Below are 24615 nucleotides of genomic sequence, written 5' to 3' on the forward strand. Positions count from 1 at the left end.
GCGCACTGTAGTCGGCTCAGGTGCACGCCGACACCGCGCCCCGGCCGGTCCCGCCCACCCCGGCGGCTACCGGTCAGTAGCTGACCTCGTGGTTCTCCCCCGCCTCCGGCGGCCTCCCGGTGACCGCCGCCCTGGCGAACCCGAGCAGGTTGACCACCGTGCCACCCGGGGAGTCCCAGTACTCGGCCGAGCTGGCGTGCACCTTGAGCAGGGTCAGCCCGGGGGTGTCCAGCCCGTCGGGGAACCAGGCCTTGAACAGCGGGTTCCACAGCCGCTCGGCCCGGCCCCGGTCGTACGCCTCCTGGGCGGTGCCGGCGATCGACACCCAGGCGTGGTGGCGCTGGTCGGAGAAGGCGACGTTGACCTCCGGGTTGACCCGGATCTGACGCACCTTGGCGGAGTCGGCGTAGGCGAAGAACCACAGGTCGCCGTCGAACTCGGCCGCCTGGAGCGCCATCGGCCGGCTGAGCATCCGACCGTCCACGCCGATCGTGGTCAACATGCAGATCCGGGCGTCCCGGATCAGCTCGGTCACCCGCCGCCGGGCGTCGGTGATGGTGGTCGCGTCGTCGGCCATGGCGCACTCCCTCGGATCGGCTCGCCCGGACCCGGTGCCCCCGACGGGACCAGCCAAACCTGCTGATCGTCACGGGCTGTCATGAGCCACCCGGCCAGCCAGGGAGCGGCCGGGCCGCCGGCCGGACCCGACGGACCGGGCCGGGGCTCAGACCGGGCGGGCCGTCATCGCCCGCCAGCGGGCCAGGTTGTGCCGGGCGTCGACCAGCGCGTCGTGCCGGTCGGCCGCCGCGTCCGGCAACCGGGGACGGCCGACGTCGTCCCAGAGCTGCCGCAGCTCCTTGGTGAACCGGGGGATCTCCCGGGGCAGCGCCGGCATCGCCCCCCAGAGCTGGGCCAGCACCACATGGTCGTACGCGGCGTACCAGGCCCACAGCTCCAGCTGCTCGTTCGGCCGGTCGCGGACCGGCTCCAGCAGGAACTCGTGCAGGTCGTCGCGGATGCGGGCCCGGGAGCGCCAGGCCCGGTCGGCCGGCGACGGGAGCTTGTCCAGCACGTTGCGGCGGACCCAGGGCACGGCGCGGGAGTCGTCGAACTCGGTGGAGACCGCGTAGAACTCGCGGCCGTACTCGTCGACGACACCGATCGACACGAGGTCGACGCTGCGGCCGTCCTCGATGAATTCGCAGTCGTAGAAATAGCGGTAGACCATCGCCGTCCATCCTCGCCCACCGCCGGTGACCGCCGACGGGCGGGGCGGCACCGGAGCGTCCGGGTGGGCGGTGCCGGAGCGTCCGGGTGGGGCTCCAGGGCCGTACCCTCGGCGTCCGCCGCAGCTCCGGAGTGTCACGGAAAGGTTTACAGGGGTGTACAGCAAGCGACTGGGCCGTCATGATCTGATGTGTACCGCTACCGGACGCCGAACCGGTGTCAGTTCACCTCTGCAGGGGCCGTCAGGGTTCACCCGGTGAGCGAAATTTGTGGTCCTTGACCGGGGAGGGGTGGGGCGGTGGAGATGCGCCTACCGGAGCCGGGTGACGCCCTCACGGGGGTGGAGATGTTCGCCGGGTTGGAGCCCGAGGTCCGCCAGCGGGTGATCGCCGCAGCCGTGCCGCGCACCTACCGTAAGGGTCAGCTGCTCTTCGTCGAGAACGATCCCGGTGAGTCGCTGATCGTCCTGCGTCGGGGGGCGGTGGCGGTGTTCCGCACCGCGCCGACCGGAGAGCGTGCCGTGTTGTCGGTCATCCGACCACCGGACGTGCTGGGTGAGGTCTCCCTGCTGGACGCCTCCACCCGGTCCGCCTCGGCCGAGGCGATCGAGGACTGCGCGGCGCTCGCCCTGTCCCGTCCGGCCTTCATGGAACTGGTGCACTCCAACCCGCGCATCCTGGACGCGGTGATGCGGTCGCTGGGCGCGCTGATCCGGCGGCTCACCGAGCAGAACGCCGACCATGTCTTCCTCGACCTGCCCGGTCGGGTGGCCAAGACGCTGGTCCGGCTGGCCGGCGAGAGCCAGGCCCCGATGATCACCATCGAGCTGAACCAGAGCCAGCTGGCCGAGATGGCCGGTGGTTCCCGACAGAGCGTCAACCAGGCGATCGGCTCCTTCGCCAACCGGGGCTGGCTGCGTACCGAGGGACGCCGGATCGTGGTCACCGACGTGGCGGCGCTGCGCCGACGCGCCGGCATGAACGACCGCTGACCGACGCTCCCCGGCGGACGCCCGCATCCCGGCGACGGCGGCGGGTTTCCCGGCGGGGCCGGGATGCATGACGGTGGCACCGACAGCGGCGTGGCCGGCGGACCTGGTCCGCCGGCCACGCCGGTCACTCACTTGCCGCTGTCGTCCGCGGGCGGGGCACCCGGTCCGGGCCCGATCTCGTCCGGCGGTGTGCCTGGTCCGGGCCCGATCTTCTGCGGCTTTGACGGCGAGGTCGTGGTCGTGCCAGTGTCCGAGGACGCCTTGCTGTCGGGATTCTCCACCATGCCCTGTTCCTCCATTCTGGCGAGAGTGACCGCGTCGACGTCGACCGTCTCCCCGGGAGACCGGACGGTACCGTTCGGGTCGGTCCAGTAGCCGGACAATCGCACCTGCACGGCACTCTCCTGACAGTGAGTTTTCCTCGTGAGGAACACTAGTGGCGGCCGACCAGCGGCAGGGTCCGCCCGCACGTCGGGTACCCGACTGGCCCGCCGCAGCGGGATAATGGGACCTCCTCACGTACGGAGTTCGTCATCGACCTCAAGTGTGGACACTGCTCCCGGGCGGCGGGACCGGACGACCGCTTCTGCGGCGGCTGCGGACAGGCGCTGTCGCTCGGCTGTGCGTCCTGCGGGCACGGCAACAACCCCGAGGCCAACTTCTGCACCAACTGCGGGCAGCCGCTGCGTGACCACGGGGTCACCGTGCAGGAGGACCGCCGCCAGGTCAGCGTGCTCTTCATCGACATCGTCGACTTCACCACGTACGCCGAGCGGGCCGACCCGGAGCAGGCGCGCAGCCTCCAGCAGGCGTACTTCGCCACCGTCCGCAAGCTGGTCCACCAGTACGGCGGGGTGGTCGAGAAGTACATCGGCGACGCGGTGATGGCGCTGTTCGGTGCCCCCGTCGCCACGGACAACGACGCGCTGCGCTGCGTACGGGCCGGTCTGGAGCTGCAACGCAATCTGGCCCGGCAGGCCGCCGGCCCGCACCCGCCGCTGGGTTTCCGGGTGGGCGTCGCCACCGGTGAGGCGCTGGTGGACCTCTCCGCCACCCGTGACGGCGGGCAGGCGTTCGTCACCGGCGACGTGGTGAACACCGCCTCCCGGTTGCAGGCGCTGGCGCCCACCGGCGGGGTGGTCGTCGACGAGAGCACCTGGGCGGCGACCCGACACGAGTTGGAGTACGTCGACCGGCCGGCGGTCACCCTGCGGGGGCGCTCGGCGGTGAGCCGGATCTGGCTCGCCGTACGGGCCCGGCCGCGCAGCGGCCCGCAGGCCGCCGAGCTGACCCCGATGGTCGACCGGGAGCACGAGCGCGGGCTGCTGGTCAGTGCCCTGCACCGCACCGTCAACGAGCGCACCTCCCAACTGGTGACCGTCTTCGGGCCGGCCGGGGTGGGCAAGAGCCGGTTGCTGCGCGAGTTGTCCCGGCACGCCGCCAACCTGCCCGGCCACCGGGTCACCTGGCTGGTCGGGCAGTGCCCGCCGTTCGGTGAGAACGTCACCTACGCCGCCCTGGCGGACATCGTCAAGGGGTGGCTGGGGGTGCCGGAGGGCGACGACCCGGAGCCGCTGCGCGACCGGCTGCGCCAACGGCTGGGCCAGCTCGGCGATCCGCACGCCGCCCGGTTGGCCAACGCCCTGGGGCCGCTGCTCGGGGTCGCCGCCGGCACCCGGCTCAACTCGGGGGAGACCGAGGCGGCCTGGCGGCGGTTCCTGCTCGCCCTGGCCGGGCAGGGGCCGACGGTGCTGGTGTTCGAGGACATGCACTGGGCCGACCAGGCGATGCTCACCTTCGTCGAGCAGCTCGGCGCGGCGGCCCGGGGCGTACCGCTGCTGGTGGTGGCGACCGCGCGGCCGGAGCTGCGGGAGCGGCAGCCGGCCTGGACCGGCACGATCAGCGGGGCGATGTCGATCTCGGTGCCGCCCATGCACGACGCGGACATCGACACCCTCTACTCGCTGCTGCTCGGGCAGGCCGCGCTGCCGGCGGCGGCCCGTGAGCCGCTGATCGAGTTCGCCGACGGCAATCCGCTCTACGCCCAGGAGTACGCCCGGATGCTGATGGACGGCGGGCTGCTGGAGCCAACCGCCCGGTTCGCCCCGGCCGGCACCAGCGACATGCCGCGCACCGTCCAGGCCGTCATCGCCAACCGGCTCGACCTGCTCGACCCGGCGGACCGGGCGGTGCTCCAGGCCGCCGCCGTGGTGGGGGTGCAGTTCTGGCCGGTGCCGGTGGCGACCGCGCTGGGGCGGACGGTGGAGTGGGTGGAACGGGCGCTGGACCGGTTGCAGCGCCGGGACATGGTCTTCGAGCTGCCCGCCTCCACCATGGCCGGTCAGCCGGAGTACCGGTTCCGGCACATCCTGGTCCGCGACGTGTGCTACCAGCGGCTGCCCCGGGCGGAACGGGTGCTGCGCCACCAGCGCACCGCCGACTGGCTAGCCCAGCTCACCGACGCCGGGCAGCAGGACCTGGCCGAGGTGCTGGCCAACCACCGCTGGACCGCCCACGAGATCGCCCGGACGGTCGGACTGGACCCGACCCCGTACGCGGTGGCGGCCCGGACGGCGTTGCACCAGGCCGCCCGCCGGGCGTACGAGCTGCACGCGTTGGAGAACGCCGCGACGTTGGTCGGGCGGGCCCTGGCCGTCGGCGGGGACCCCGACCCGGGGCTGGAGCTGTTCGCCGCCGAGCTGGCCTTCTTCCGGGACGGGGACGCCTTCCTCGTCGACGGGGGGACCGAGGTGCTGGCCGGGCTCACCGAGCGGTTGGCCGCCGTCGGGGACCGTGCCGGCGCGGCCCGCGCCTGGACCCGGCTCGCCACCGCCGCCTGGAGCCGGGCCGACCGGTCCGAGACGCTGCGTTGCCTGGACCGGGCCAACGCGATCTACGCGGAGTTGCCGGAGTCCGAGGAGAAGGCGGAGGCCCTGCTGGAGCTGGCCCGGGTCCGGATGCTCAACGCCGAGACCGATCAGGCCTGCGTGGCGGCCCGCGCGGCGGTCGAGCTGGCCGAGCGGCTGCTGCTGCCCGAGGTACGCGCCAATGCGCGGATCACCCTGGCGGTGGCCCGGTACATGGCCGGCGAGCAGCAGGCGTACGCGGAGCTGGCCGAGGTCGCCGAGCAGTGCCGGGTGGACCGGTTGGCCAGCCGACGCCGGGCGGTACACAACCTGGCCTGGGCGGCGCAGGAGGAGGGTGACCTGGCCCGGTCAGCCGAACTGGTCGACGAGCAGCGCACGCTGGACCCGGGTGGCGGGCACAGCCTCGCGACCAGTTTCGCCGACAAGTGGGCCCGGGCGTACTACGCCGGCGACTGGGTGGCGGCGCTGGAGCTGGGCACCGAGTCGACCCGGCTGCCGACCGCCGAGTGGGACCTGCACATCGTCGCGATCTCGGGGTGGATGCGCGCCCTGCGCGCCGACGACCCGCCGACCCACCCGACGGCCCGCCCACCGGCTCGTCCTCCGGCCGGCCAGCCGGCTCATCCGCTGGTGCCGATCCAGCCCGGCCCGGCCGACGAGGGGCCCCGGGCGTCGGCCCCGACCCGCCACACGCCGAGCGGTCCCGGGACGTCCGGCCCGGAGGCACCCGACGCCGAGGCAGCCGGCCCGGGGTCGGGCGACGCCGGGGCGGACGATCACGATCTGGTGTCCCGGGCCCTGGTCGCGGCGCGGCGCAGCGGTTTCCACCGGGTGTTGCAGTCGACGCTGGCGCACGCCGCGCTCTGCCGGGCGGTCCGGGGCCGCCGGGACGAGGCGATGCGGCTGCTGGTGGAGTTGGACGAGGACTGGGGCCGGACCCGGATGATCCCGTTCGCCGAGTGGGTGCCGGCGGTCGGTCACGTCGCCGCGGTGCTCGGCCCGCAGGCCGCCCGGCTGGTGCACGACATGCTCGACCGGTCCCCCCGGATGACCCCCTGGGCGGAGGCCGCCGGGCAGGTCGCCGACGCCACCCTGGCGCTGGCCGACGGGGACGCCGAGCGGTCCGCCCGGCTGTTCCGCACGGCGGCGCAGAGCTACGCCCGGATGACCGACACCACGGACCACGTGCTGACCACCGCGCTGTCGGTGCGGGCGCTGGCCGTCGCCGACCCCGCCCAGGCGGCGGCCACCATCGACCGGGTACGCGACTTCGCCGATCGCAACGACGTGCCCGGTCTGCTCCGGCTCGCCACCCCGGCCCCCGCGACCTGACCCCGCCCACCACCCGCCCGGTCCGGGCCGACCCGGGCCAGGACGGGCCGGGCACCTTGATCGACTTGCTCGGGCCGTTCGCGGTACGGGGATACCCGGTGAAGTATTCCGTTTCGCGCCGGATGTGAGTTCTTGCAGACACTGCCCCGGAACGGGCCGCTGGAGAGCGTTCGGACCCGCCGCCGACGCGGGGCACCGGACCGCCGACGGGCAGGTCGACGGCGCCTCCCCCGGCAGCGGATGGCCCCGCCCCGCACGGCGCAACGACGCCCAGTTGCACTACCAGCCGGTACGGCCACGGTTCGCGGCCCCCCACCCGGGCCGGGACTCCCGGTCCGGAGAGTCCGACAGCTCGCCCGGGGCGGCCGGACGATCGTCCACGACGGTGACCGACGGGGACGCGGCCGGCCCGGAGCCGACGAACCACGAGCGGCACGCCACAACGCACTCCCGGAACGGGGTGCCGACGTGTCACGATTCAGAGCACGGCGTACGGGGCGCCGACACGACCGCACCGGGAGGTGCGCGGAGGAGGATGTCCGGTGTCAGCGGGTGGTGCCCGCCGGGGACGGCGGGACAACGGGCTCGACGCGAGCGAGTACGCCGTCGCGGGCGACGTCGATCCGCGCGTCGGCGAGCACCTGCTCGACGTGCTCGCCGCAGGCGGGATCGCCGCCTATCTCCAGCCCTCCGCCGACCTGAACCCGATCACCCGGACCACCACCGTGCCGTCCCGGCCGGTCGACCGGCTCTACGTGGACCGCTCGCACCTGACCACCGCCCGGGACTACCTCACCCAGCTCGCCGACGAGGCGACGCCGGAGCCGGCCCGGGCCGAGCCGGACGTCGACGCCGAGTGGGAACGCCTGGTCGCCGCCTTCCACACCGCCCCGACCGCCGGTAGTCATCCCTGGCCGGCCGCCGAGGACGTCGACGACGAGCCGACCGACCCGACCACCCGGGCCGGTGGATCGACGACCCGGGCCGACGAGCCGACCGGCCCGACCGCCACCGACGTGCGGCGGCTGCCGTACGCGGCTGACATCTCCGGCATCTCGGTGACCCCCCGGGGCCGGCAGGACGAGCCGTCGCTGCTGGACGGTCTGGACACCTTCGGGGCGGACCTGCCGGACGATCCGGAGGAGGGGTACACCCCGCCGCCACCCCCGCCGCTGCCCCGGATCTCCAAGTACGCGGTGGTCGGCGTGCTGGGGATCGTGCTCGGTTTCGTCCTGTTCCTCAATCCGTCGTTGCTGCCGGTGGACGCCTCGATGGTGACCCTGCTCGGTTTCACCGGCATCCTCGCCGGGTTCGTCACGTTGATCTGGCGACTGCGCCCCGGTGACGAGGACGACCACGACCCCGACGACGGCGCGGTCGTCTGAGTCCCCACCCCCTGCACATCACCGCCCCCGCCGTCGACCTTCGCCCGCATCCCGGGACACCGTCACCCCCACGCCGGGCGTAACAGTGGTGTAACTTACGGTCAGTAGGAATACCGCTGTAGGTCACTTCGCCCACCGACTGCCCGGTTGTTCCTTGCTCGCGTGGTCGGTCCCCTGCCGATCGGAATGCCCGAGATGCGACAGAGTTCCCTGGTGGTGGTCGCCAACCGGCTCCCCATCGACGACAGCGTGGCGCCCGACGGCGCCTGCGAGTGGCGCCGCAGCCCCGGCGGGCTGGTGAGCGCGCTGCACCCACTGCTCCGACAGACCCCGGCCACCTGGGTGGGCTGGGCCGGCGGCACCGGGCCGGCGCCCGTGCTGCCCGACGTGGACGGCGTGCACATGCAGACCGTCCCGCTCAGCGCCGACGACCTGCGCGACCACTACGAGGGCTTCGCCAACGCGACCCTCTGGCCGCTCTACCACGACGCCGTCGAGCAACCCGAATACCACCGCCGCTGGTGGGAGGCGTACCAGCGGGTCAACCAGCGGTTCGCCGAGGCGACCGCCGAGGTGGCCGACCCGGGCGCGGTGGTCTGGGTGCAGGACTACCACCTGCAACTGGTCCCCGGCCTGCTCCGCGAGCTACGGCCCGACCTGCGGATCGGCTTCTTCCTGCACGTGCCGTTCCCACCGCCGGAGCTGTTCATGCAGCTGCCCCGCCGGGCGGAGCTGCTACGTGGGATGCTCGGTGCCGACCTGATCGGTTTCCAGCGGGCCCAGGCGGCCCACAACTTCGCCCAGCTGGCCAGCAAGGTCCTCGGGCTGCCCGCCACCGACCGGCGGATCGGCGTGCAGGACCGGGTGGTGCGGATCGGGGCGTACCCGGTCTCGATCGACACCGCCGAGATGGCGGCGCTGGCCGGCCGGCCGGACGTCACCGCGCGGGCCCGCCGGCTGCGGCACGACCTGGGCGATCCCGAGCGGGTCATCCTCAGCCTCGACCGGATGGACTACACCAAGGGCATCGAGCAGCGGCTGAAGGCCTACAGCGAGCTGCTCGCCAGCGGTGACGTCAAGGTCCGCGACACGGTGCTGGTGCAGGTCGCCATGCCGAGCCGGGAACGTGTCGGCCAGTACCAGATCCTGCGCGAACGGATCGAACGCGAGGTCGGCCGGATCAACGGCGAGTTCGGCCGGGTCGGCGAGCCGGCCATCCACTACCTCACCCAGCCCTTCGACCGGGCCGAACTGGCGGCGCTCTACCGGGTCGCCGACGTCATGGCGGTCACCCCGCTGCGCGACGGGATGAACCTCGTCGCCAAGGAGTACGTAGCCGCCCGGGTCGACGACACGGGTGCGTTGCTGCTCAGCGAGTTCGCCGGAGCGGCGGCCGAGCTGGACCAGGCGTACCTGGTCAATCCGCACGACCTGGAGGGGCTCAAGCAGGGGATCTTGTCGGCGTTGCGGGCCGGGCCGGACGACGTCGGCGACCGGATGCGGGCGATGCGCGACCACCTGCACCGGCACGACATCCGGGCCTGGGCCCGCTCCTACCTCAGCGCCCTGGACGACACCGGCTCGCTGCTCACCCGGCTCAGCAGCACCGGCTGACCCGCCGCCGGCCCGGCTACCCCGGCAGGGTAGCCGGTGTCCGCCGAGCCGGCGAGCCGGCCACGGGGCGGCGGTCAGCGGCGGCCCGGCTCCTTGACCAGCCAGTCCAGGAGGGCGTCCAGCGGCTCCTGCCACCGGGTGTCCAGCATCAGGTCGTGGCCCATGCCGGGGAAGAGCAGCGGGGCCGCGCCGTACCTGCCGGCCGCCCGGGTCAGGGCGGCCGGCGGGACGACCCGGTCGTCCGGGCTGCCCAGCACCAGCACGGGTGGGTGACCCACCGCCGGCTCGGCCGGTCGGCCGGCGAGCAGCTGCCACTGGGCCCGCCGGTCGGCCCGCCCCAGCCGGGCCAGGTGCCGCCGGACGTCCGCGTCGGGCAGTTCCCGGCTGAACAGCTGCCGGCGGTGCAGCCGCAGCGCCCCGCCGAACAGGGCGGGCAGCGTGCCGACCGGGTTGGCGCGCAGCGCCGCGAGGGCCGTGGCCGGGCCACCGAGCACCGGCGCGACCAGCACCGCGGCCCGGGCCGGATACCGCGCCAACGCGTGCGACACCACCAACGCCCCGGCGCCGTGCCCCACCAGCACCGCCTGCCGCGGCAGCTCCGCCGCCGCCTGGACCACATCATGGGTGTACGCCCGCAGCGTCGCCCCCGGCGCAGGTTCGCTGCCGCCGTGCCCGCGCAGGCTCACCGCGTACGCGGGAAAACCGCGCGACGCGGCGTGCTCCAGCCAGTGCTCGGCGAACGCCCAGGCCCCGTGCCCGAACCCCGGGACGAACAGCAGCGGTGGGCATCCCTCGTCCAGCTCGGGCACGGCGCTGAGCACCTCCCGGCGGGCCGCACGGACCGGGTGCGCCCACTCCCGGCCCCGCAGGATCCGTACCCGCTCCTCGGTCGTCCCGCTCACTTGCCCTCCAAGTCGTCGAGGGCGCGCTGCACCGCGCGCAGGTAGTCGACGTGGCCCACCTCGAACCAGTGCCGGCTGCTGTCCTTGACCCTCCCGGCGTACCGCTCCCCCGCGCCGGCCGCCACCCGGGACGCGAAGGCGGCGGCCCGCTGCGGCCGGTCCCGACGCAACCGCAGCGACCGGGCGAAGAGCACCGTCTGCCAGTGCGCCAGGGTGAACAGGCCCGAGTCGGGCTGCAACAGCCCGGCCACCGCCAGGGTCGGGTGGCCCGGCGGGAAGGCGTGCAGCCAGAGCCGGGGCCGGCCGGAGCCGTCGGCGTCGCCGAGGATCTGCGGGTCGAGGAACTCGAAGCGGGGCAGGTAACCGGTGGCGAAGACGACCAGCTCGGGGTCGATCTCCCGGCCGTCGGTGAGGCTCACCCCGCCGGGATGGAACCGGGCCACCTCCGGGACCGGGGTGATCTCGCCGTGGCCGACGTAGTAGACTAGTTGGCTGTTGGCGATCGGGTGCGTCTCGTAGACCCGGTGGTCGGGCTTCGGCAGCCCGAACCGGGTCAGGTCGCCGACGGTCAGCCGCAGGGTCCGGTGGTAGAGCCACTGCCGCAGCCGCAGCGGCACCCGCCACGACAGCAGCGCGTCGTTGACCTGGTCGGCGGGGCGGCCGAGGACGTACTTGGGGGCGTACCAGTAGCCGCGGCGGGTGGAGTGCCAGCAGCGGGACGCCTGCTGGGCGGCCTCGACGGCCAGGTCACAGCCGGTGTTTCCGGCCCCGACCACCAGCACCCGCTTGCCGCGCAGCTGGGCGGGGTCCTTGTAGGACGAGGCGTGCATGACCTCGCCCCGGAACTCCTCCAGCCCTTCGTAGCCGGGCAGCTTCGGTGACCAGTTGTGCCCGTTGGCGACCAGCACGGCGGCGTACCGGGAGGTGCGTTCGGGGCCGTACCCGCCGGTGCTGCGGGTGGTGACGTCCCACCGGTCGCCGTCGACGGGTTCCACCCGGACCACCTCGGTGCCGAACCAGATGTGCCGGCGCAGGTCGAAGTGGTCGGCGTACCGCTCGAAGTAGGACAGCACCTGACCGTGGTGCGGGTAGTCCGGCCAGGAGTCCGGCATGGGGAAGTCGGGGAACTGGGTGAACGGCCGCGACGAGATGAGGTGGGTGCTGGCGTACACCGGGCTGCGGTCGTGCCGCCAGTTCCAGGCACCGCCGACGCCGGTTTCCCGTTCGTAGCAGTCGACGCCGAAGCCGTGTTCGGTGAGGTTCTTGACGGCGGTGAGGCCGCTGGCCCCGGCCCCGATCACGCAGACCGTGTCGCCCCGGTCGGAGACCGGCCGGCCGTCCCGGCTCGGGGCGGGCGTCGTGGTCTCCGGATCGGGCCGGCCGTGCTCGGTGGAGGAGGGCACCGGAAATCTCCTTTGATGCGGCCAGGTACGCCGGTTCGACGGGCATCCTCCCCGTACCCGCGTCCCGTTGTCCAGCCCGGCTCGCGGGGGCCCGGACCCGGCGACGGCTGCTCCCCGGCCGGCGGCGTCGGCCCGCCGGGGAGGCCTGCCGGCCGGTCAGCCGGCGGCGGGCAGCAGCAGGTCGACCAGGACCGGGAAGTGGTCGCTGGCCCGGCGGGTCGTCGGGGTGTCCACCACGTCGTAGCCGACGACCTCGACGCGTGGGTCGACGAAGAGGGCGTCGATGCGCCGGCGTGGGTTGGTGCACGAGTAGGTGTGCCGGTCGGCCGCGTCGGCGGCGACCGCGGCGTCGACGAGTCCGCTCGCGACGGTGCCCCAGGCCGGGCCGTCCGGGCCCTCGTTGAGGTCGGCCCCGAAGACCACCGGCAGGTCGCTCGCGGCCAGTTCCCGCTTGAGCAGCGCGGCCTGGCCGGGGCGTTCGGCCGGGTCGGTGGCCAGGTGCGAGCCGGCCAGCAGGAACCGGGCCCCGCCGACCTGACAGCGGGCGTACGCCGCGCCACGCAGGTGCCGGCCCGGGGTGAGCGGGAACCGTTGGCAGTGCGTCCCGGTCACCCGGACCCGCAGGCTGGTCAGCAGCAGGTTGCCCAGCGAGGGCAGGCCACCGGCGGCCACCACCAGGCCGAACGAGTCGGCGAGGGTGGCGGACTTCTGCCGCCACCGGAACCGGCGCGGCGCCTCCTGCACGATCACCACGTCCGGGGCGGCCTCGCGGACCACGCTGGCCAGCGCCGCGGTGTCGTCGCGCTGGCTGTGGATGTTGTACGACACCACCCGCAGCGGCACCCGGGCGGCGTCGGTCGGGGCGGCCCCGGCGGGGGCACCCGACCCGGCGGCCCCGGCGGCGGCGGGCCTGGCGGCGGTAGGGCTGGTGGGGCCGGCGGCGGCCGGGTCCGGCGGTGCGGCGGTCACCGGCGGCGGGCCAGGTCGGCGGCGCCGATGACGCCGGCGGTGTTGCCCAGCTCGGCGGGGCGCACCTGCGCCACCGGGAGTCGGCTGCGCTGGGCCAGCGCGTCGGCGAAGGACCGCCGGGTCGGGCCGAGCAGCAGGTCACCGGCGTCCACCACGCCGCCGCCGACCACCAGCACCTGCGGGTCGAGGATCTGGGCCATGTCGGCGAGGCTGGTGCCGAGCCAGCGGCCGATCTGGGCGAACGCCTCGGCCGAGATCGGGTCGCCGGCCTGCGCGGCGGTGGTGACCATCGGCCCGGTGATCGCCTCGGCCTCGCCACCGGCCAGCTCCAGCAGGGCGGTGGCCCGCTGCGGCTCCTGTCGGGCGCCGGCCCGGGCGAACCGGACCAGGGCGCTGCCGCTGGCGTACTGCTCGATGCAGCCGAGCCGGCCGCAGCCGCACTGGTGGCCGTCGGGGACGGTGAGCATGTGGCCCAGCTCGGCGGCGATGCCGTTGGCGCCACGGACCAGCTCACCGCCGAGCACGATGCCGCCGCCGACACCGGTGCCGATGGTGAACATGACCATGGAGTCGTCGGCGTCGCGGGCCGCGCCGTGCCGGAACTCGGCCCAGGCCGCCACGTTGCCGTCGTTCTCGACGATCACCGGCAGCCCGGTGGCGGTGCTGACGTAGTCGCGCAGCGGTTCGTCGCGCCAGGCCAGGTTGGGGGCGAAGAGGACGGTGGAGCGGGAGGCGTCGATCCAGCCGGCCGCGCCGATCCCCACCGCGTCCACCTGGTGGCCGGTGGACAGCTCGGTGACCAGCTCGATGATGACGTCGCGGGTCTTGCCGACGTCGTCCGCGGGGGTGTCCCGCCGGGCCTGCACGAGAACCCGGCCGGTGTCGTCCACGACACCGCCGGCCACCTTCGTGCCACCGACGTCGACTCCGATGGTCAGCGTCACCGCGGCCACTCCCCTCTGCTGTGCTGCCCGGCATCGACCGAAACAGGCCGTACGCTGCCGGGATGTCCGGTGGTCAGGCCCCGTCGCCTGGTGCGTCCCCGTCCACGCCGGCCGGCGCGCGCGAGGCGGGCACCACGTGACCGTCGGCCGTGGGCCGGACCTGCTGGGCCGGCGCGGCCGGCCCGGCGTCGTCGACGGGCGGTGCGGCGACGGCCGGTGCGACCGCGTCCTCCGCCCGGGTGGCGGCGGACCAGACGTCCCGCTCCGGCGCCGACGCAGAATCATGCCCGGTGCGGGTGGCCTCGCGCCACACATGATCGGCCTCGGAATCGGAAGGGCCGCCCCGACCTGTCGTCGCGCTGGCGTCACCGGGCGTCCCGTGGGATGCTTCCCCGCCTGCGGGCGGGGCGAACGCCCGCATCAGGCTGGCGATTCCGGCGGCCAGGTCCCCCGCGCCGGTGGCGAGCCGCTCGGCGAACTCGGGACTGGGATCGCGCAAGGCGGTGACAGCCCGGCAGATCGGACAGATGCAGCACTCGGGTGATCCGGTGGCGAAACCCTCCGCCCGGTGGGTGCCGGCGGTCGGCCGGGCCGCGCCGGCACTGTGACCGAGGACACCCGAGACGATCCCACCGAGCGGACCCCACGGTCCCGTCCCCGACCCGGTGCCGGCGGAGGCCAGCCGGGCCGTCGCGAGCAGCGTGGCGACCAGCCGTTCCGCTTCCTCCCGGGCCGAGCCCGGTTCCGTTGCGCCCATGGTCGGCTCCTCCGTCGTGTCGCCGGCCGTTGTGTCGCTACGCCGCACCGGGTGCTTCTACCCGGCGCTTGAGCTGCTTCAACGCCGTATCCATGATCATTTTCTCGGCTTTGCGGCGAAACATGCCGAGCATGCCCACCGACAACTCGACCTCAAGCGTGTAGGTCACCGTGCAGGTGCCGTCCGGGTTGCCGACCAGGTCGTACGAGCCACGCTGGGTCTTCTGCATCTTCGAGGGTGCCACCAGGTGCCACTCGACGCGGGAGAGGTCCTCGGCGTACTCGTAGGCCAGCACGTACTCGTCGGCCATCACCCCGGCGTCGATGGTGAACCGGACCTGGCTGGCGTAGCCGTCCTCGTACTCCTCGACGACCTCGGCCCGACGCACCGCCTCGGTCCACCGGGGGTAACTCGCGAAGTCACAGATGACCGCCGCCACCCGGTCCGGTGACGCGCCGATGATGATCGACTGGGTGGAGGAGTCCGCCATGGGGGGAGGCTACCCGCCGCCTCCGCCGGCCGCCCCGCTCCACCCCCGAAGCCGGGTCCCGGGCCGCCCCGCAGCGGGGCCGGGGGTGGCCCGCCGCGGGCTCCCGGGCCGTCCCCGACGGGGTCCGGGCCGGTGGGGCGGGCAACCTGCCTGGGGCGTTCGGTGGGCCGGCCGGGTAGGTTTCGACCATGCCGGCCCGAGGTCGGCCCGGCCAGTGCGAGCACGAGGGAGTGCAGGTGCGCGAGTTCTCCGTTCCGCCGATCGTCAGCATCGGCGACGCGGCAAACCTGACCGACCCGGTCTGGGACAACGCCGAGGCGGCCCCGGACGCGGTGCAGTTCGTCCGGCCCGCCGCCGACGGCAGCGCCGGGACCGACGTCACCTGCCGGCAGTTCCGCGACGAGGTCGTGGCGGTCGCCCGGGGCCTGGCCGGCGCGGGGGTGGCCCCCGGTGACCGGGTCGCCCTGATGAGCCGCACCCGCTACGAGTGGACCCTGCTCGACTACGCCATCTGGGTGGCCGGCGCGGTCACCGTCCCGATCTACGAGACGTCCAGCGCCGAGCAGGCCGCCTGGATCCTCGCCGACTCCGGCGCGGTCGCCGTGGTGGTGGAGACCAACAGCCACGCCACCCTGGTCGCCGGGGTCCGCGACCGGCTGCCCGAGCTGCGCGACGTCTGGCAGATCGAGCTGGGTGGGGTGAACGAGATCGTCGCCGCCGGAGCGTCGGTCGACCCCGCCGAGATCGAGCGCCGCCGCACCTCGGTCAGCGCCGACGACGTCGCCACGATCATCTACACCAGCGGCACCACCGGCCGCCCCAAGGGCTGCGTGCTGACCCACCGCAACATGTACGCCGACATCGCCAACGCGGTGCCGGTGCTGCCGAACCTGTTCCGGCCGGGGGCCTCGACCCTGCTGTTCCTCCCCCTGGCACACGCCTTCGCCCGGCTCATCCAGATCGGGGTGGTGCAGGCCCGGGCCACGATGGCGCACTGCGCCGACACCCGGGACCTGGTCGCCCAGCTCCAGGAGTTCCGGCCGACGTTCGTGCTCTCGGTGCCACGGGTCTTCGAGAAGGTCTACAACGGCGCCCGGCAGAAGGCCCAGGCCGACGGCAAGGGCGCGATCTTCGACCGGGCGGAGAAGGTCGCCATCGCCTGGAGCGAGGCGCAGGAGACCCCGGGAGGTCCCGGGTTCGCGCTGCGCGCCCAGCACGCGGTCTTCGACCGGCTGGTCTACCGGAAGCTGCGGGCCGCCCTCGGTGGCCGGTGCCGGGACGCGATCTCCGGCGGCGCCCCGCTCGGCGCCCGGCTCGGGCACTTCTTCCGGGGCATCGGGGTGACCATCTGCGAGGGGTACGGCCTCACCGAGACCTCCCCCGCCGCCGCGGCCAACCTGCCCACCGGCACGAAGATCGGCACCGTCGGCCGGCCGCTGCCCGGCGTGACCATCCGGATCGCCGACGACGGCGAGATCCTGATCGCCGGTGACCTGATCTTCCAGGGCTACTGGAAGAACGAGTCGGCCACCGCCGAGGCGCTCGTCGACGGCTGGTTCCGCACCGGCGACCTGGGGCACCTCGACGACGACGGTTTCCTCAGCATCACCGGCCGCAAGAAGGAGATCATCGTGACGGCCGCCGGCAAGAACGTCGCCCCGGCCGTGTTGGAGGACCAGGTCCGGGCGCATCCGCTGGTCAGCCAGTGCGTGGTGGTCGGTGACCGGCAGCCGTTCATCGCCGCCCTGGTCACCGTCGACGAGGAGGCCCTGCCGAAGTGGCTGGCCGGGCACGGACTGCCCGAGGACACCCCGGTCGAACAGCTCGTGACGCACGACGGGCTGCGGGCCGAGATCCAGGGGGCGGTGGACACCGCAAACCTGGCCGTCTCCAAGGCCGAATCGATCAAGGTGTTCCGCATCCTGCCCCGCGACTTCACCGAGGCGACCGGCGAGCTGACCCCCTCACTCAAGGTCAAGCGGCAGGTCGTGCACAAGTCGTACGCGGCCGAGATCGCGGAGATCTACCAAGGCTGACTACGATCCGTCACGTGTCCGCCTCCACAGCTGTCCGCCCCCAGACGCGACCCGTCGCCGCCGCCGCGCGTGCGGTGATGCTCGCGCTGGTCGGCGCACTGACCCTGATCGCCACCGGCGATCCCGCCCAGCTCTGGTGGATCGCCCTGTTGGCGGTCGCCGGCGCACCCGCCCTGCTGGCCCCCGATCACCGGTTGATCGGCCCGTTGAGCCGGCTCGCCGAGGCGGTGGTGATCGGGCTGGCCGCCAGCCAGGTCGCCGTCTCCTCCACCCTCGGCTCGTCGGTCGGCGGGCTGGGCGCCTCGGCCGTACTGCCCTATCTGGCGGTGCCGGTGACGGTCACCGCGCTGCGCCGGCAGTTCCGTGAGGGGGCGGTGCTGCTCGGGGTCACCGCCGCCACCCTGGTGGTCGCCGGTGGCTTCACCGAGGTCGACGGCGGGCGGCAGTTGGGCCAGCCGGGCTACCTGGCGGTCTGCGCGCAGTGGTTGATCCTCGCCGGGCTCGGCCTCTACGCCGCCGGCACGCTGCACCAGGTGATGCGGGTCCGGGCCGAGGGCAAGCCCCAGCCGTACGCCGAGGCGACCCGGCTGCTGACCCAGCTGCGCACGGTCGCCCGGCAGCTGCCCGGGGCCACCCTCGATCCGGGCGGTATCTCCGAGCACCTGCTGGAGGAGCTGCGGACCGTCGCCCCCGTCAACCGGGGCGCGGTGCTGTCGGCCAGCGGCGGCGGGCGGTTGGTGGTGCTCGCCCAGATCGGCGTGGACCGGGTCGACTGGGAGACGACGCTGGACTCCGACTCGGCGATCGCCGACGCCTGGGCCAGTCAGCAGCCCCAGACCGCGGCCCGGTCGCAGGCCCGCTCGCACACCGGCGGGGACGTCTCGTCGCTGATCGTTCCGCTGGTCGCCGGGGTCCGTACGGTCGGTCTGGTGGTGCTGGAGGCGGACGCGGCACACGCGTACCCGCCGCCGGTGGTGTCCCGGGTGACCGCGCTGACCGGTCCGGCGGCGCTGCGGCTGGAGGCGGCGCTGCTCTTCGACGACGTGCGGTCGCTGGCCACCAACGAGGAGCGCCAGCGGCTGGCCCGGGAGATCCACGACGGGGTGGCGCAGGAGCTGGTGATGGTCGGCTACGGCATCGACAACGCGCTGGCCTACGTCGACGAGGACCCGAAGGAGACCGCCGAGGCGCTGCGCACCCTGCGCGGCGAGGTGACCCGGGTGATCACCGAGCTGCGGTTGAGCCTGTTCGAGCTGCGCAGTGAGGTGGACCGGCACGGCGGCCTGGCGGCGGCGATCGCCGAGTACGCCCGGACCGTGGGTTCGGCCGGCGGGCTGCGGGTGCACCTGTCGCTGGACGAGTCGACCGCCCGGCTGCCGGCCGCCACCGAGGCCGAGTTGCTGCGCATCGCGCAGGAGGCGGTGACCAACGCCCGCAAGCACGCCGGGGCGTCGAATCTCTGGGTCACCTGCGAGGTGGACCCCCCGTACGCGCAAATTGAAGTGTCGGATGACGGTCACGGCATCGGTGACCAGCGCACCGACGGTCACTACGGCCTTGCGATCATGGCGGAGAGGGCGGAACGTATCCGGGGCCGGTTGGAGATCAGTCCCCGGCAACCCAGTGGTACGACCGTGGCGGTGGTGGTGGGTTCGTCGCCCCGGCGCGATAACGTGCGTGGCAGCGCAGCAGCAGAAGTGGAGTAATTCGAGGATGACCACAAGCCCGACACCGGCCACCCGTACCAAGGTCCTCCTTGTCGACGATCACGACCTGATCCGCAAGGGGCTGCGGCACGCCTTCGAGCGTGACCGTCAGTTCGAGGTCGTCGGCGAGGCCGCCACGGCGGCGGAGGGCGTGCGCCAGGCCGGCGCGCTGCAACCGGACGTCGTGATCATGGATCTGCGGCTTCCCGACGGCAGCGGCCTGGAGGCCACGCGGGCGCTGCGCAAGTCCAGTGCGTCGATGGGCATCGTGGTGCTCACCATGTACGCCGGTGACGACCAGCTCTTCGGCGCGTTGGAGGCCGGGGCGAGCGCGTTCGTGCCGAAGACCGCGCCGGCCGACGAGGTGGTCGCCGCCGCCCGGCACGCCGCCTCCTCGCCCAGCGCGTTCACCGCGGCCGACCTGGCCGAGGCGATGAAGCGTCGGCTGGCCCCGTCCGGCCCGCAGCTCTCCCCCCGCGAGGGCCAGGTGCTGCGGCTGCTCGCCGACGGCATGAGCGTGGCCGGCATCGCCAAGCAGCTCTTCGTCAGCGAGTCCACCGCCAAGACCCACATCTCCAAGCTCTACGAGAAGCTGGGTGCGGCCAACCGGGCGCAGGCGTTGATGACCGCCCTGCGGTTGGGTCTGCTCGAGGCGCCGGACGCCCCGAAGTTCTGAGCGGGTCCCCACCCGCAGGCCGGCAGGCCCGGATCCCTCGTCGGACCGGGCCTGCCGGGCGATCCACAGGTTTCGATTGCACCCGGTGAGGGGATGATCGCGCACAGATCGCGGTCTTTGCACCTGGGCAACGGGCGGGCACAATACCCGGGTGAACCGCGCAGGCGACGACCCACGTGGTGATACTCGACAAAGGGGTTGGGGATGCAGCGACCGGACTGGGCACCCGACGACATCGACGTCGAACGCCCCAGCGTCGCCCGCATGTACGACTACTACCTCGGCGGCTCGCACAACTTCGCCGCCGACCGGGTCGCCGCCCGGGCGATGGTCGAGGCGGTTCCCGACGCGCCGCTGATGGCCCAGGCCAACCGGGCGTTCCTGCGCCGGGTGGTGCAACATCTCATCGACGCCGGCATCCGGCAGTTCCTCGACATCGGCTCCGGCATCCCCACCGTCGGCAACGTGCACGAGATCGCCCAGCGGGCCGCCCCGGACGCCCGGGTGGTCTACGTCGACGTCGATCCGGTCGCCGTGGCGCACAGCCAGGAGATCCTCGCCGGTAACCGCAACGCCACCGTCGTCCGGGAGGACCTGCGCCGGCCGGAGGCGATCCTGACGCACCCCGAGGTGACCCGGCTGATCGACTTCTCGCAGCCGGTGGCCGTGATGGTGGTGGCGGTGCTGCACTTCATCCCGCACTCCGATCATCCCGAGCAGACCCTGCGGACGTTGCGCGCGGCGCTGGCCCCGGGCAGTTACCTGGTCCTCTCCCAGGCCAGCGACGACACCCGGGGCGGGGCGGAACGGGTCGAGGCGGAACGGGTCTACCGGCGTACCGACAATCCGCTGTGCATCCGCAGCCGGGCCGAGCTGACCGAGTTCTTCGACGGTTTCACGCTCGTCGACCCCGGGGTGGTCTGGGTGCCGCAGTGGCGACCCGAGACACCGGAGAGCGCCGAAGACGCCGAGCAGGCCGTCTTCCTGGGTGGCGTCGGGCGTCTCGATGGGTGAGCCGGCGGCGTCCGGGGCGTCCTGCCCGGGCACCTTCGCCCGGGCCTGGGCCAAGGCGGTCTCCGGCACCAGCTACCTGCCGATGACCCAGGCCCAGCTGGAGGAGCTGCTGCAACGGCTCACCCACCGGTTGGCCGCCGCGCTGCGGGCCGAGCCGTTCGACCCGCGCGTCGGCCACCAGGTGGGCGCGGAGCTGGTGGCCGCGCACATCGCCTCGGCCGAAGGGCTGGGGCGCACCGTCGAGGTCATCCAGCTGCGCCTGCTGCGTGATCTCGGCCTCGTCGGCGACGACATCTCCGACCGGCTGGCCCGGCTGCTCGCCACCATCACCACCGGGTACGCCCGCGCGCTGCGTGACCGGACGCTCGACGAGCAGGAGTCGATCCGGCGGGCCGCGATGGTGGCCCGCGCACAGGCCGAACGGGCGCTGCGCGACAGCGAGTCCCGGTTCCGCCACCAGGCCACCCACGACCCCCTCACCGACCTGCCCAACCGCACCCTGTTCACCGAACGGCTCGCCGCCGCCATCAACGCGCCGGGGCGGGGCGCCGACCGGGTCGGGGTCTGTTTCCTCGACCTCGACCGGTTCAAGGTGGTCAACGACTCGCTCGGGCACCAGCTCGGCGACGCGCTGCTGGTGCAGATGGCGCAACGGCTGCGTCGGGCGCTCGGCGAGCACCTGGTGGCCCGGCTGGGCGGCGACGAGTTCGTGATCCTGGTCGAGCGGACGGGCGGCACCGACGACGTGGTCAAGGCGGCCGAGGCGGCGCTGGCGGCGGTCAGCGAACCGGCCCTGGTCGACGGGCACGAGCTGAGCGTCACGGCCAGCGTCGGCATCGTGGAACGACCGGTCGCCGGCACCACGCCCGGCGAGTTGATGCGGGCCGCCGACAGCACCCTGCACTGGGCCAAGGCGGCCGGCGGTGCCCGGTGGGCGCTGTTCGACCCGGCCCGGCACCGCACCGAACTGGCCCGGTACGCCCTGTCGGCGGCGATCCCCGCCGCCCTGGACCGGGGTGAGTTCTTCCTGGACTACCAGCCGTTGACGTCGCTGCGCGACGGCACCCTGCTCGGGGTGGAGGCGCTGGTCCGCTGGCGGCACCCCGAGCTGGGGGTGCTGCGCCCGGACAGCTTCATCGGGCTGGCCGAGGAGACCGGGCTGATCGTCCGGCTGGGCGGCTGGGTGCTCGCCGAGGCGTGCCGGGAGGCGGAGAGCTGGGGTGCCGACGGTGGGCCGGCGCCGTTCGTCAGCGTCAACCTCGCCGTCCGGCAGGTCAACCGCCCGGACCTGGTGCAGGAGGTACGCGGCCTGCTGGCGCAGACCGGCCTGCCACCGCAACGGCTCCAGCTGGAGATCACCGAGAGCACGATGATGAGCGCCGGCGCGGAGGACCCGGTCCGGGCCCTGCGGGCGCTCAACGACCTGGGCGTGCGGATCGCCATCGACGACTTCGGCACCGGTTACAGCAACCTGGCCTACCTGCGGGACCTGCCGGTGACCGAGCTGAAGATGGCCGGCGAGTTCGTGACCGGGCTGCGTGCCCCGCAGGTCGACCCGGCGAGCCGTACGGACGAACGGATCCTGGCCTCGCTGGTGTCGTTGGCCCACGCGTTGGACCTGACCGTCACCGCCGAGGGGGTGGAGACCGCCGACCAGGCCGACCTGCTGCGCGCCATCGGCTGCGACGCCGGCCAGGGCTGGCACTTCGGCCGGCCCGCCCCCGCCGCCCGCATCCTCGAACAGATCCGCTGACCCGCCGACCGGGGTGACCGGCCGGGCACCTGCCGCTGCGGCGACGCCGGCCGGGCCACACCGGTGGGCGGTCAGTGCCGGTTCAGCCGGGTGCGGTGGTGCCGGTGAGCAGGTCGGTGAGTCGTCGGGCCTGGGTCTCCCAGCGCCACTCCTTCTCCACCCAGGCTCGGCCGGCCGCACCGAGCTGGCGGGCCAGGTCCCGGTCGGCGAGCAGGGTGGCCACCCGGTCGGCGAGTTGGGCGACGTCACGGCCCGGGACGACGTATCCGGTCTCGCCCTCGCGGACCGCGTCCGGTGCGCCGCCGGAGTCACCGGCCACCACCGGCAGCCCGGTCGCCGACGCCTCCAGGTAGACGATGCCCAGCCCCTCGACGTCCAGGCCCCGGTTGCGGGTGCGGCAGGGCATCGCGTAGACGTCACCGGCCGCGTAGTGGGCGGGTAGCGCCTCCCACGGCACCGAGCCGGTGAACACCACGTCCCGTTCGACACCGGTGGACCGGGCCAGCTTCTCCAGCGTCGCCCGGTAGGGCCCGCCCCCGACCACCAGCAGCGCCGCGTCGGGCACCCGGCGGCGGATCGCCGGCAGGGCCCGGATCAGCGTGTCCTGGCCCTTGCGGGCGACCAGCCGGGAGACGCAGACCACCACCGGCCGGTCGGTCAGCCCGAGCCGGGCCCGCACCGGTGCGCCGTCCACCGCCGGGTGGTAGGTGTCCACGTCCACCCCGGGGGCGAGCCGGTGCAGCTCGGTGACGCCGTGCAGGGCGCGCTCCAGGCGTACCCGGGTGTAGTCGCCGAGGTAGGTGACCACGTCGGTGTGCCGGCCGATCCGGCGCAGCGCGGCGCGGGCCCCGGGCAGGGTCGCCCAGCCGGCCTCGTGGCCGTGGGTCAACGCGACCGCCCGACGGATGCCGGCGCGTCGCCGCAGCCCCCCGGCGAGCAGGCCCAGCGGGGCGGCGGCACCGAACCAGACGGTGTCGCAGCCGTGCTCGCGGGCCAGCCGGGCAGCCCGGCGGGCGACCCGTGGGGTGGGCAGCAGCACCCGGGTGGCGTCCCGGATCACCGGGAAGGGTTGCGCGGCGTCGAACTCGGCGGTGTCGCGCCAACTGGAGGCGTAGACCACCACCGACCCGGGCGGCTGACGGACCGCCAGGTGGTGCACGAACGACTGGATGCCGCCGGGTCGGGGCGGGAAGTCGTTGGTGATCAGCAGGGTGCGGCTCATCGACCGACCTCCCGGGCGTAGGCACGGGCGGCGGCCATCCGCTCCACCGTCGAAGGATGCGACGCCGCCCAGAGGTACTCCCAGCGGGGCGGGTCCGGGTCGGCCCGGTTGACCCCGGCGAGCCGGCGTTGCATCGCCTCGAAGGTGGCCGGGTCACCGGTGAGCGCCAGGGCGTGCGCGTCGGCCCGCGCCTCGACCCGACGCGACATCAGCGCCTGCACCGGGCCGGCGACCAGCCCGACGACCGTCACCAGGGCGATCAGCAGCGCGAACGCCCGGGGCTCGGCGATCGAGTCGACGCCGGCCCGGCGCAGCAGTGGCGTCCAGGAGCCGAGCAGGTAGAGCGCGACCACCGCGGCGGCGGCACCGAGCGCGCCGGTCACCGTGCCGGTCCACACGTCCCGGTCCTTGGCGTGGCCCAGCTCGTGCGCGACGACGCTGGTCACCTCGGCCGGGGTGGCCTCGCGCAGCAGGGTGTCGTAGACCACCACCCGCCGGGTCGGCCCCAGCCCGGACACGTACGCGTTGACCGCCGTGGTGCGCCGGGAGGCGTCGGCGACCAGCACGTCCCGCACGGGTACGCCGTCGCGGGCGGCCAGCGCGGTCAGCTCGGTGCGCAGCGGCCCCTGCTCCATCGGGGTGAACCGGTTGAACACCGGCTCCACCAGCACCGGCAGCACGAAGGAGAGCAGCACCACCAGCCCGGCCGCGCCGGCCGCCCCGAACGCCCACCACCAGCGCGGGGCCAGTCGGGTGACGGTGTAGAAGCCGAGCAGCACGGTCGCGGCGAGCACCGCGCTGAGGGCGTACGACTTGAGCAGGTCGACCGTCCAGCCGCCCCAGCCCTGGGTGCTCAGCCCGTAGCGGGTCAGCACCGACTGCCGCCAGGCGGCGAAGGGCAGGGTGAGCAGGTCGGCGACGAGCACCACGGCGATCCCGCCGAGCACGGCGCGGGCGATCCAGTGGTCACCGAACGGCCGCCCGGCCAGCTCGACCAGCCGGGCACCGAGCGGGGTCAGCCCGAGCAGCAGCGCCACCAGCAGACCGACGGCCAGCCCGGTGTAGCGGCCGGGGCGCAGGGCCGCCTGCAACGCCCGGCCCCGGGCCACCTGGTCGGCGGGCAGGTCGCGCAGCGCGGCGAGCTGGTCGGAGCGGGGTGCCGGGGGGCGGCTCCACGGGACCAGCAGGGCCGCGACGACGAGCAGGGCCAGCACCAACGCCGCCAGGGTGAGCACCGCCCAGCCGCGCGGGGTCACCTCGACACCCCGGGGGCGGGCCTGCGGGTGTGGCGTCGTACCCGTGTCATGCCGCCGCTCCTCCCGCCGTG

Annotated in this window: 19 protein-coding genes; 9 read left to right on the forward strand and 10 right to left on the reverse strand. The window is 74.0% G+C overall.

The window, feature by feature from the left end:
* Window positions 1–73 precede the first annotated feature (73 nt).
* Both AB0B63_RS03065 and AB0B63_RS03070 read right to left on the reverse strand, forming a co-directional pair.
* Complete coding sequence (locus AB0B63_RS03065) at window positions 74–577, reverse strand: pyridoxamine 5'-phosphate oxidase family protein (RefSeq protein WP_208568689.1); 504 nt, start codon at window positions 575–577, stop codon at window positions 74–76.
* Window positions 578–724: 147 nt separating this feature from the next.
* On the reverse strand, window positions 725–1228 hold the full coding sequence (locus AB0B63_RS03070; protein ID WP_208568690.1) for a polyadenylate-specific 3'-exoribonuclease AS: 504 nt from the start codon (window positions 1226–1228) through the stop codon (window positions 725–727).
* Between the two features lie 297 nt (window positions 1229–1525).
* Here AB0B63_RS03070 and AB0B63_RS03075 point away from each other — a divergent pair, with 297 nt between their 5' ends.
* From AB0B63_RS03075 to AB0B63_RS03090, 4 genes are all read left to right on the forward strand, one after another.
* Complete coding sequence (locus tag AB0B63_RS03075; protein WP_208568691.1) at window positions 1526–2218, forward strand: Crp/Fnr family transcriptional regulator; 693 nt, start codon at window positions 1526–1528, stop codon at window positions 2216–2218.
* Window positions 2219–2751: 533 nt separating this feature from the next.
* Window positions 2752–6417 carry an adenylate/guanylate cyclase domain-containing protein gene (locus AB0B63_RS03080; protein ID WP_357014402.1) on the forward strand — a complete coding sequence of 1222 codons (3666 nt, stop codon included), beginning with the start codon at window positions 2752–2754 and terminating at the stop codon, window positions 6415–6417.
* A gap of 542 nt (window positions 6418–6959) precedes the next feature.
* On the forward strand, window positions 6960–7802 hold the full coding sequence (locus AB0B63_RS03085) for a DUF308 domain-containing protein (RefSeq protein ID WP_357014166.1): 843 nt from the start codon (window positions 6960–6962) through the stop codon (window positions 7800–7802).
* 195 nt (window positions 7803–7997) lie between these two features.
* Complete coding sequence (locus AB0B63_RS03090) at window positions 7998–9416, forward strand: trehalose-6-phosphate synthase (RefSeq protein ID WP_208568693.1); 1419 nt, start codon at window positions 7998–8000, stop codon at window positions 9414–9416.
* Window positions 9417–9490: 74 nt separating this feature from the next.
* Here AB0B63_RS03090 and AB0B63_RS03095 read toward each other — a convergent pair whose 3' ends face one another.
* The 6 genes from AB0B63_RS03095 to AB0B63_RS03120 form a co-directional block, all read right to left on the reverse strand.
* Window positions 9491–10318 (reverse strand): alpha/beta fold hydrolase, encoded by an 828-nt coding sequence (locus tag AB0B63_RS03095; protein ID WP_357014169.1) that lies wholly within the window; start codon window positions 10316–10318, stop codon window positions 9491–9493.
* Complete coding sequence (locus AB0B63_RS03100; protein ID WP_357014171.1) at window positions 10315–11721, reverse strand: NAD(P)-binding domain-containing protein; 1407 nt, start codon at window positions 11719–11721, stop codon at window positions 10315–10317. Before AB0B63_RS03100 ends, AB0B63_RS03095 begins: the two co-directional genes overlap by 4 nt.
* A gap of 156 nt (window positions 11722–11877) precedes the next feature.
* Window positions 11878–12564, reverse strand: a complete 687-nt coding sequence (locus tag AB0B63_RS03105) for an endonuclease/exonuclease/phosphatase family protein (RefSeq protein WP_208568809.1) — start codon at window positions 12562–12564, stop codon at window positions 11878–11880.
* A 122-nt stretch (window positions 12565–12686) separates the two neighbouring features.
* On the reverse strand, window positions 12687–13634 hold the full coding sequence (locus AB0B63_RS03110; protein WP_208568696.1) for an ROK family glucokinase: 948 nt from the start codon (window positions 13632–13634) through the stop codon (window positions 12687–12689).
* A 73-nt stretch (window positions 13635–13707) separates the two neighbouring features.
* Window positions 13708–14391 carry a hypothetical protein gene (locus AB0B63_RS03115; protein ID WP_357014174.1) on the reverse strand — a complete coding sequence of 228 codons (684 nt, stop codon included), beginning with the start codon at window positions 14389–14391 and terminating at the stop codon, window positions 13708–13710.
* 37 nt (window positions 14392–14428) lie between these two features.
* The gene (locus tag AB0B63_RS03120; protein ID WP_208568698.1) at window positions 14429–14881 is read right to left on the reverse strand and encodes an SRPBCC family protein; all 453 of its coding nucleotides are present in this window, start codon (window positions 14879–14881) and stop codon (window positions 14429–14431) included.
* A gap of 236 nt (window positions 14882–15117) precedes the next feature.
* Here AB0B63_RS03120 and AB0B63_RS03125 point away from each other — a divergent pair, with 236 nt between their 5' ends.
* From AB0B63_RS03125 to AB0B63_RS03145, 5 genes are all read left to right on the forward strand, one after another.
* Window positions 15118–16917: a long-chain fatty acid--CoA ligase gene (locus AB0B63_RS03125; protein WP_357014176.1), complete on the forward strand. Its 1800-nt coding sequence runs from the start codon at window positions 15118–15120 to the stop codon at window positions 16915–16917.
* 14 nt (window positions 16918–16931) lie between these two features.
* Window positions 16932–18623 (forward strand): GAF domain-containing sensor histidine kinase, encoded by a 1692-nt coding sequence (locus tag AB0B63_RS03130; RefSeq protein ID WP_208568700.1) that lies wholly within the window; start codon window positions 16932–16934, stop codon window positions 18621–18623.
* 7 nt (window positions 18624–18630) lie between these two features.
* Complete coding sequence (locus AB0B63_RS03135) at window positions 18631–19299, forward strand: response regulator transcription factor (RefSeq protein ID WP_007072219.1); 669 nt, start codon at window positions 18631–18633, stop codon at window positions 19297–19299.
* Between the two features lie 204 nt (window positions 19300–19503).
* Window positions 19504–20313 (forward strand): SAM-dependent methyltransferase, encoded by an 810-nt coding sequence (locus AB0B63_RS03140; RefSeq protein WP_357014179.1) that lies wholly within the window; start codon window positions 19504–19506, stop codon window positions 20311–20313.
* A complete protein-coding gene (locus AB0B63_RS03145) occupies window positions 20306–22066 on the forward strand; it encodes a bifunctional diguanylate cyclase/phosphodiesterase (protein WP_208568702.1) in 1761 nt (586 codons plus the stop codon). Before AB0B63_RS03140 ends, AB0B63_RS03145 begins: the two co-directional genes overlap by 8 nt.
* Window positions 22067–22148: 82 nt before the next feature.
* Here the strand turns inward: AB0B63_RS03145 and AB0B63_RS03150 are convergent, their stop codons facing one another.
* Both AB0B63_RS03150 and AB0B63_RS03155 read right to left on the reverse strand, forming a co-directional pair.
* Window positions 22149–23288, reverse strand: a complete 1140-nt coding sequence (locus AB0B63_RS03150; protein ID WP_208568703.1) for a glycosyltransferase family 4 protein — start codon at window positions 23286–23288, stop codon at window positions 22149–22151.
* Window positions 23285–24544, reverse strand: a complete 1260-nt coding sequence (locus AB0B63_RS03155) for a M48 family metallopeptidase (RefSeq protein WP_357014182.1) — start codon at window positions 24542–24544, stop codon at window positions 23285–23287. Before AB0B63_RS03155 ends, AB0B63_RS03150 begins: the two co-directional genes overlap by 4 nt.
* Between the last annotated feature and the right edge of the window lie 71 nt (window positions 24545–24615).

The sequence above is a fragment of the Micromonospora sp. NPDC049081 genome, assembly GCF_040648835.1.
GTDB classification, from domain to species: domain Bacteria; phylum Actinomycetota; class Actinomycetes; order Mycobacteriales; family Micromonosporaceae; genus Micromonospora; species Micromonospora antibiotica.

Excerpts from the sequence above, each read along its gene's own strand:
- AB0B63_RS03065 (WP_208568689.1), bottom strand. The coding sequence starts at position 577 with ATGGCCGACGACGCGACCACCATCACCGACGCCCGGCGGCGGGTGACC.
- AB0B63_RS03070 (WP_208568690.1), bottom strand. The coding sequence starts at position 1,228 with ATGGTCTACCGCTATTTCTACGACTGCGAATTCATCGAGGACGGCCGC.
- AB0B63_RS03090 (WP_208568693.1), top strand. The coding sequence starts at position 7,998 with ATGCGACAGAGTTCCCTGGTGGTGGTCGCCAACCGGCTCCCCATCGAC.
- AB0B63_RS03115 (WP_357014174.1), bottom strand. The coding sequence starts at position 14,391 with ATGGGCGCAACGGAACCGGGCTCGGCCCGGGAGGAAGCGGAACGGCTG.
- AB0B63_RS03120 (WP_208568698.1), bottom strand. The coding sequence starts at position 14,881 with ATGGCGGACTCCTCCACCCAGTCGATCATCATCGGCGCGTCACCGGAC.
- AB0B63_RS03135 (WP_007072219.1), top strand. The coding sequence starts at position 18,631 with ATGACCACAAGCCCGACACCGGCCACCCGTACCAAGGTCCTCCTTGTC.
- AB0B63_RS03140 (WP_357014179.1), top strand. The coding sequence starts at position 19,504 with ATGCAGCGACCGGACTGGGCACCCGACGACATCGACGTCGAACGCCCC.
- AB0B63_RS03145 (WP_208568702.1), top strand. The coding sequence starts at position 20,306 with ATGGGTGAGCCGGCGGCGTCCGGGGCGTCCTGCCCGGGCACCTTCGCC.
- AB0B63_RS03150 (WP_208568703.1), bottom strand. The coding sequence starts at position 23,288 with ATGAGCCGCACCCTGCTGATCACCAACGACTTCCCGCCCCGACCCGGC.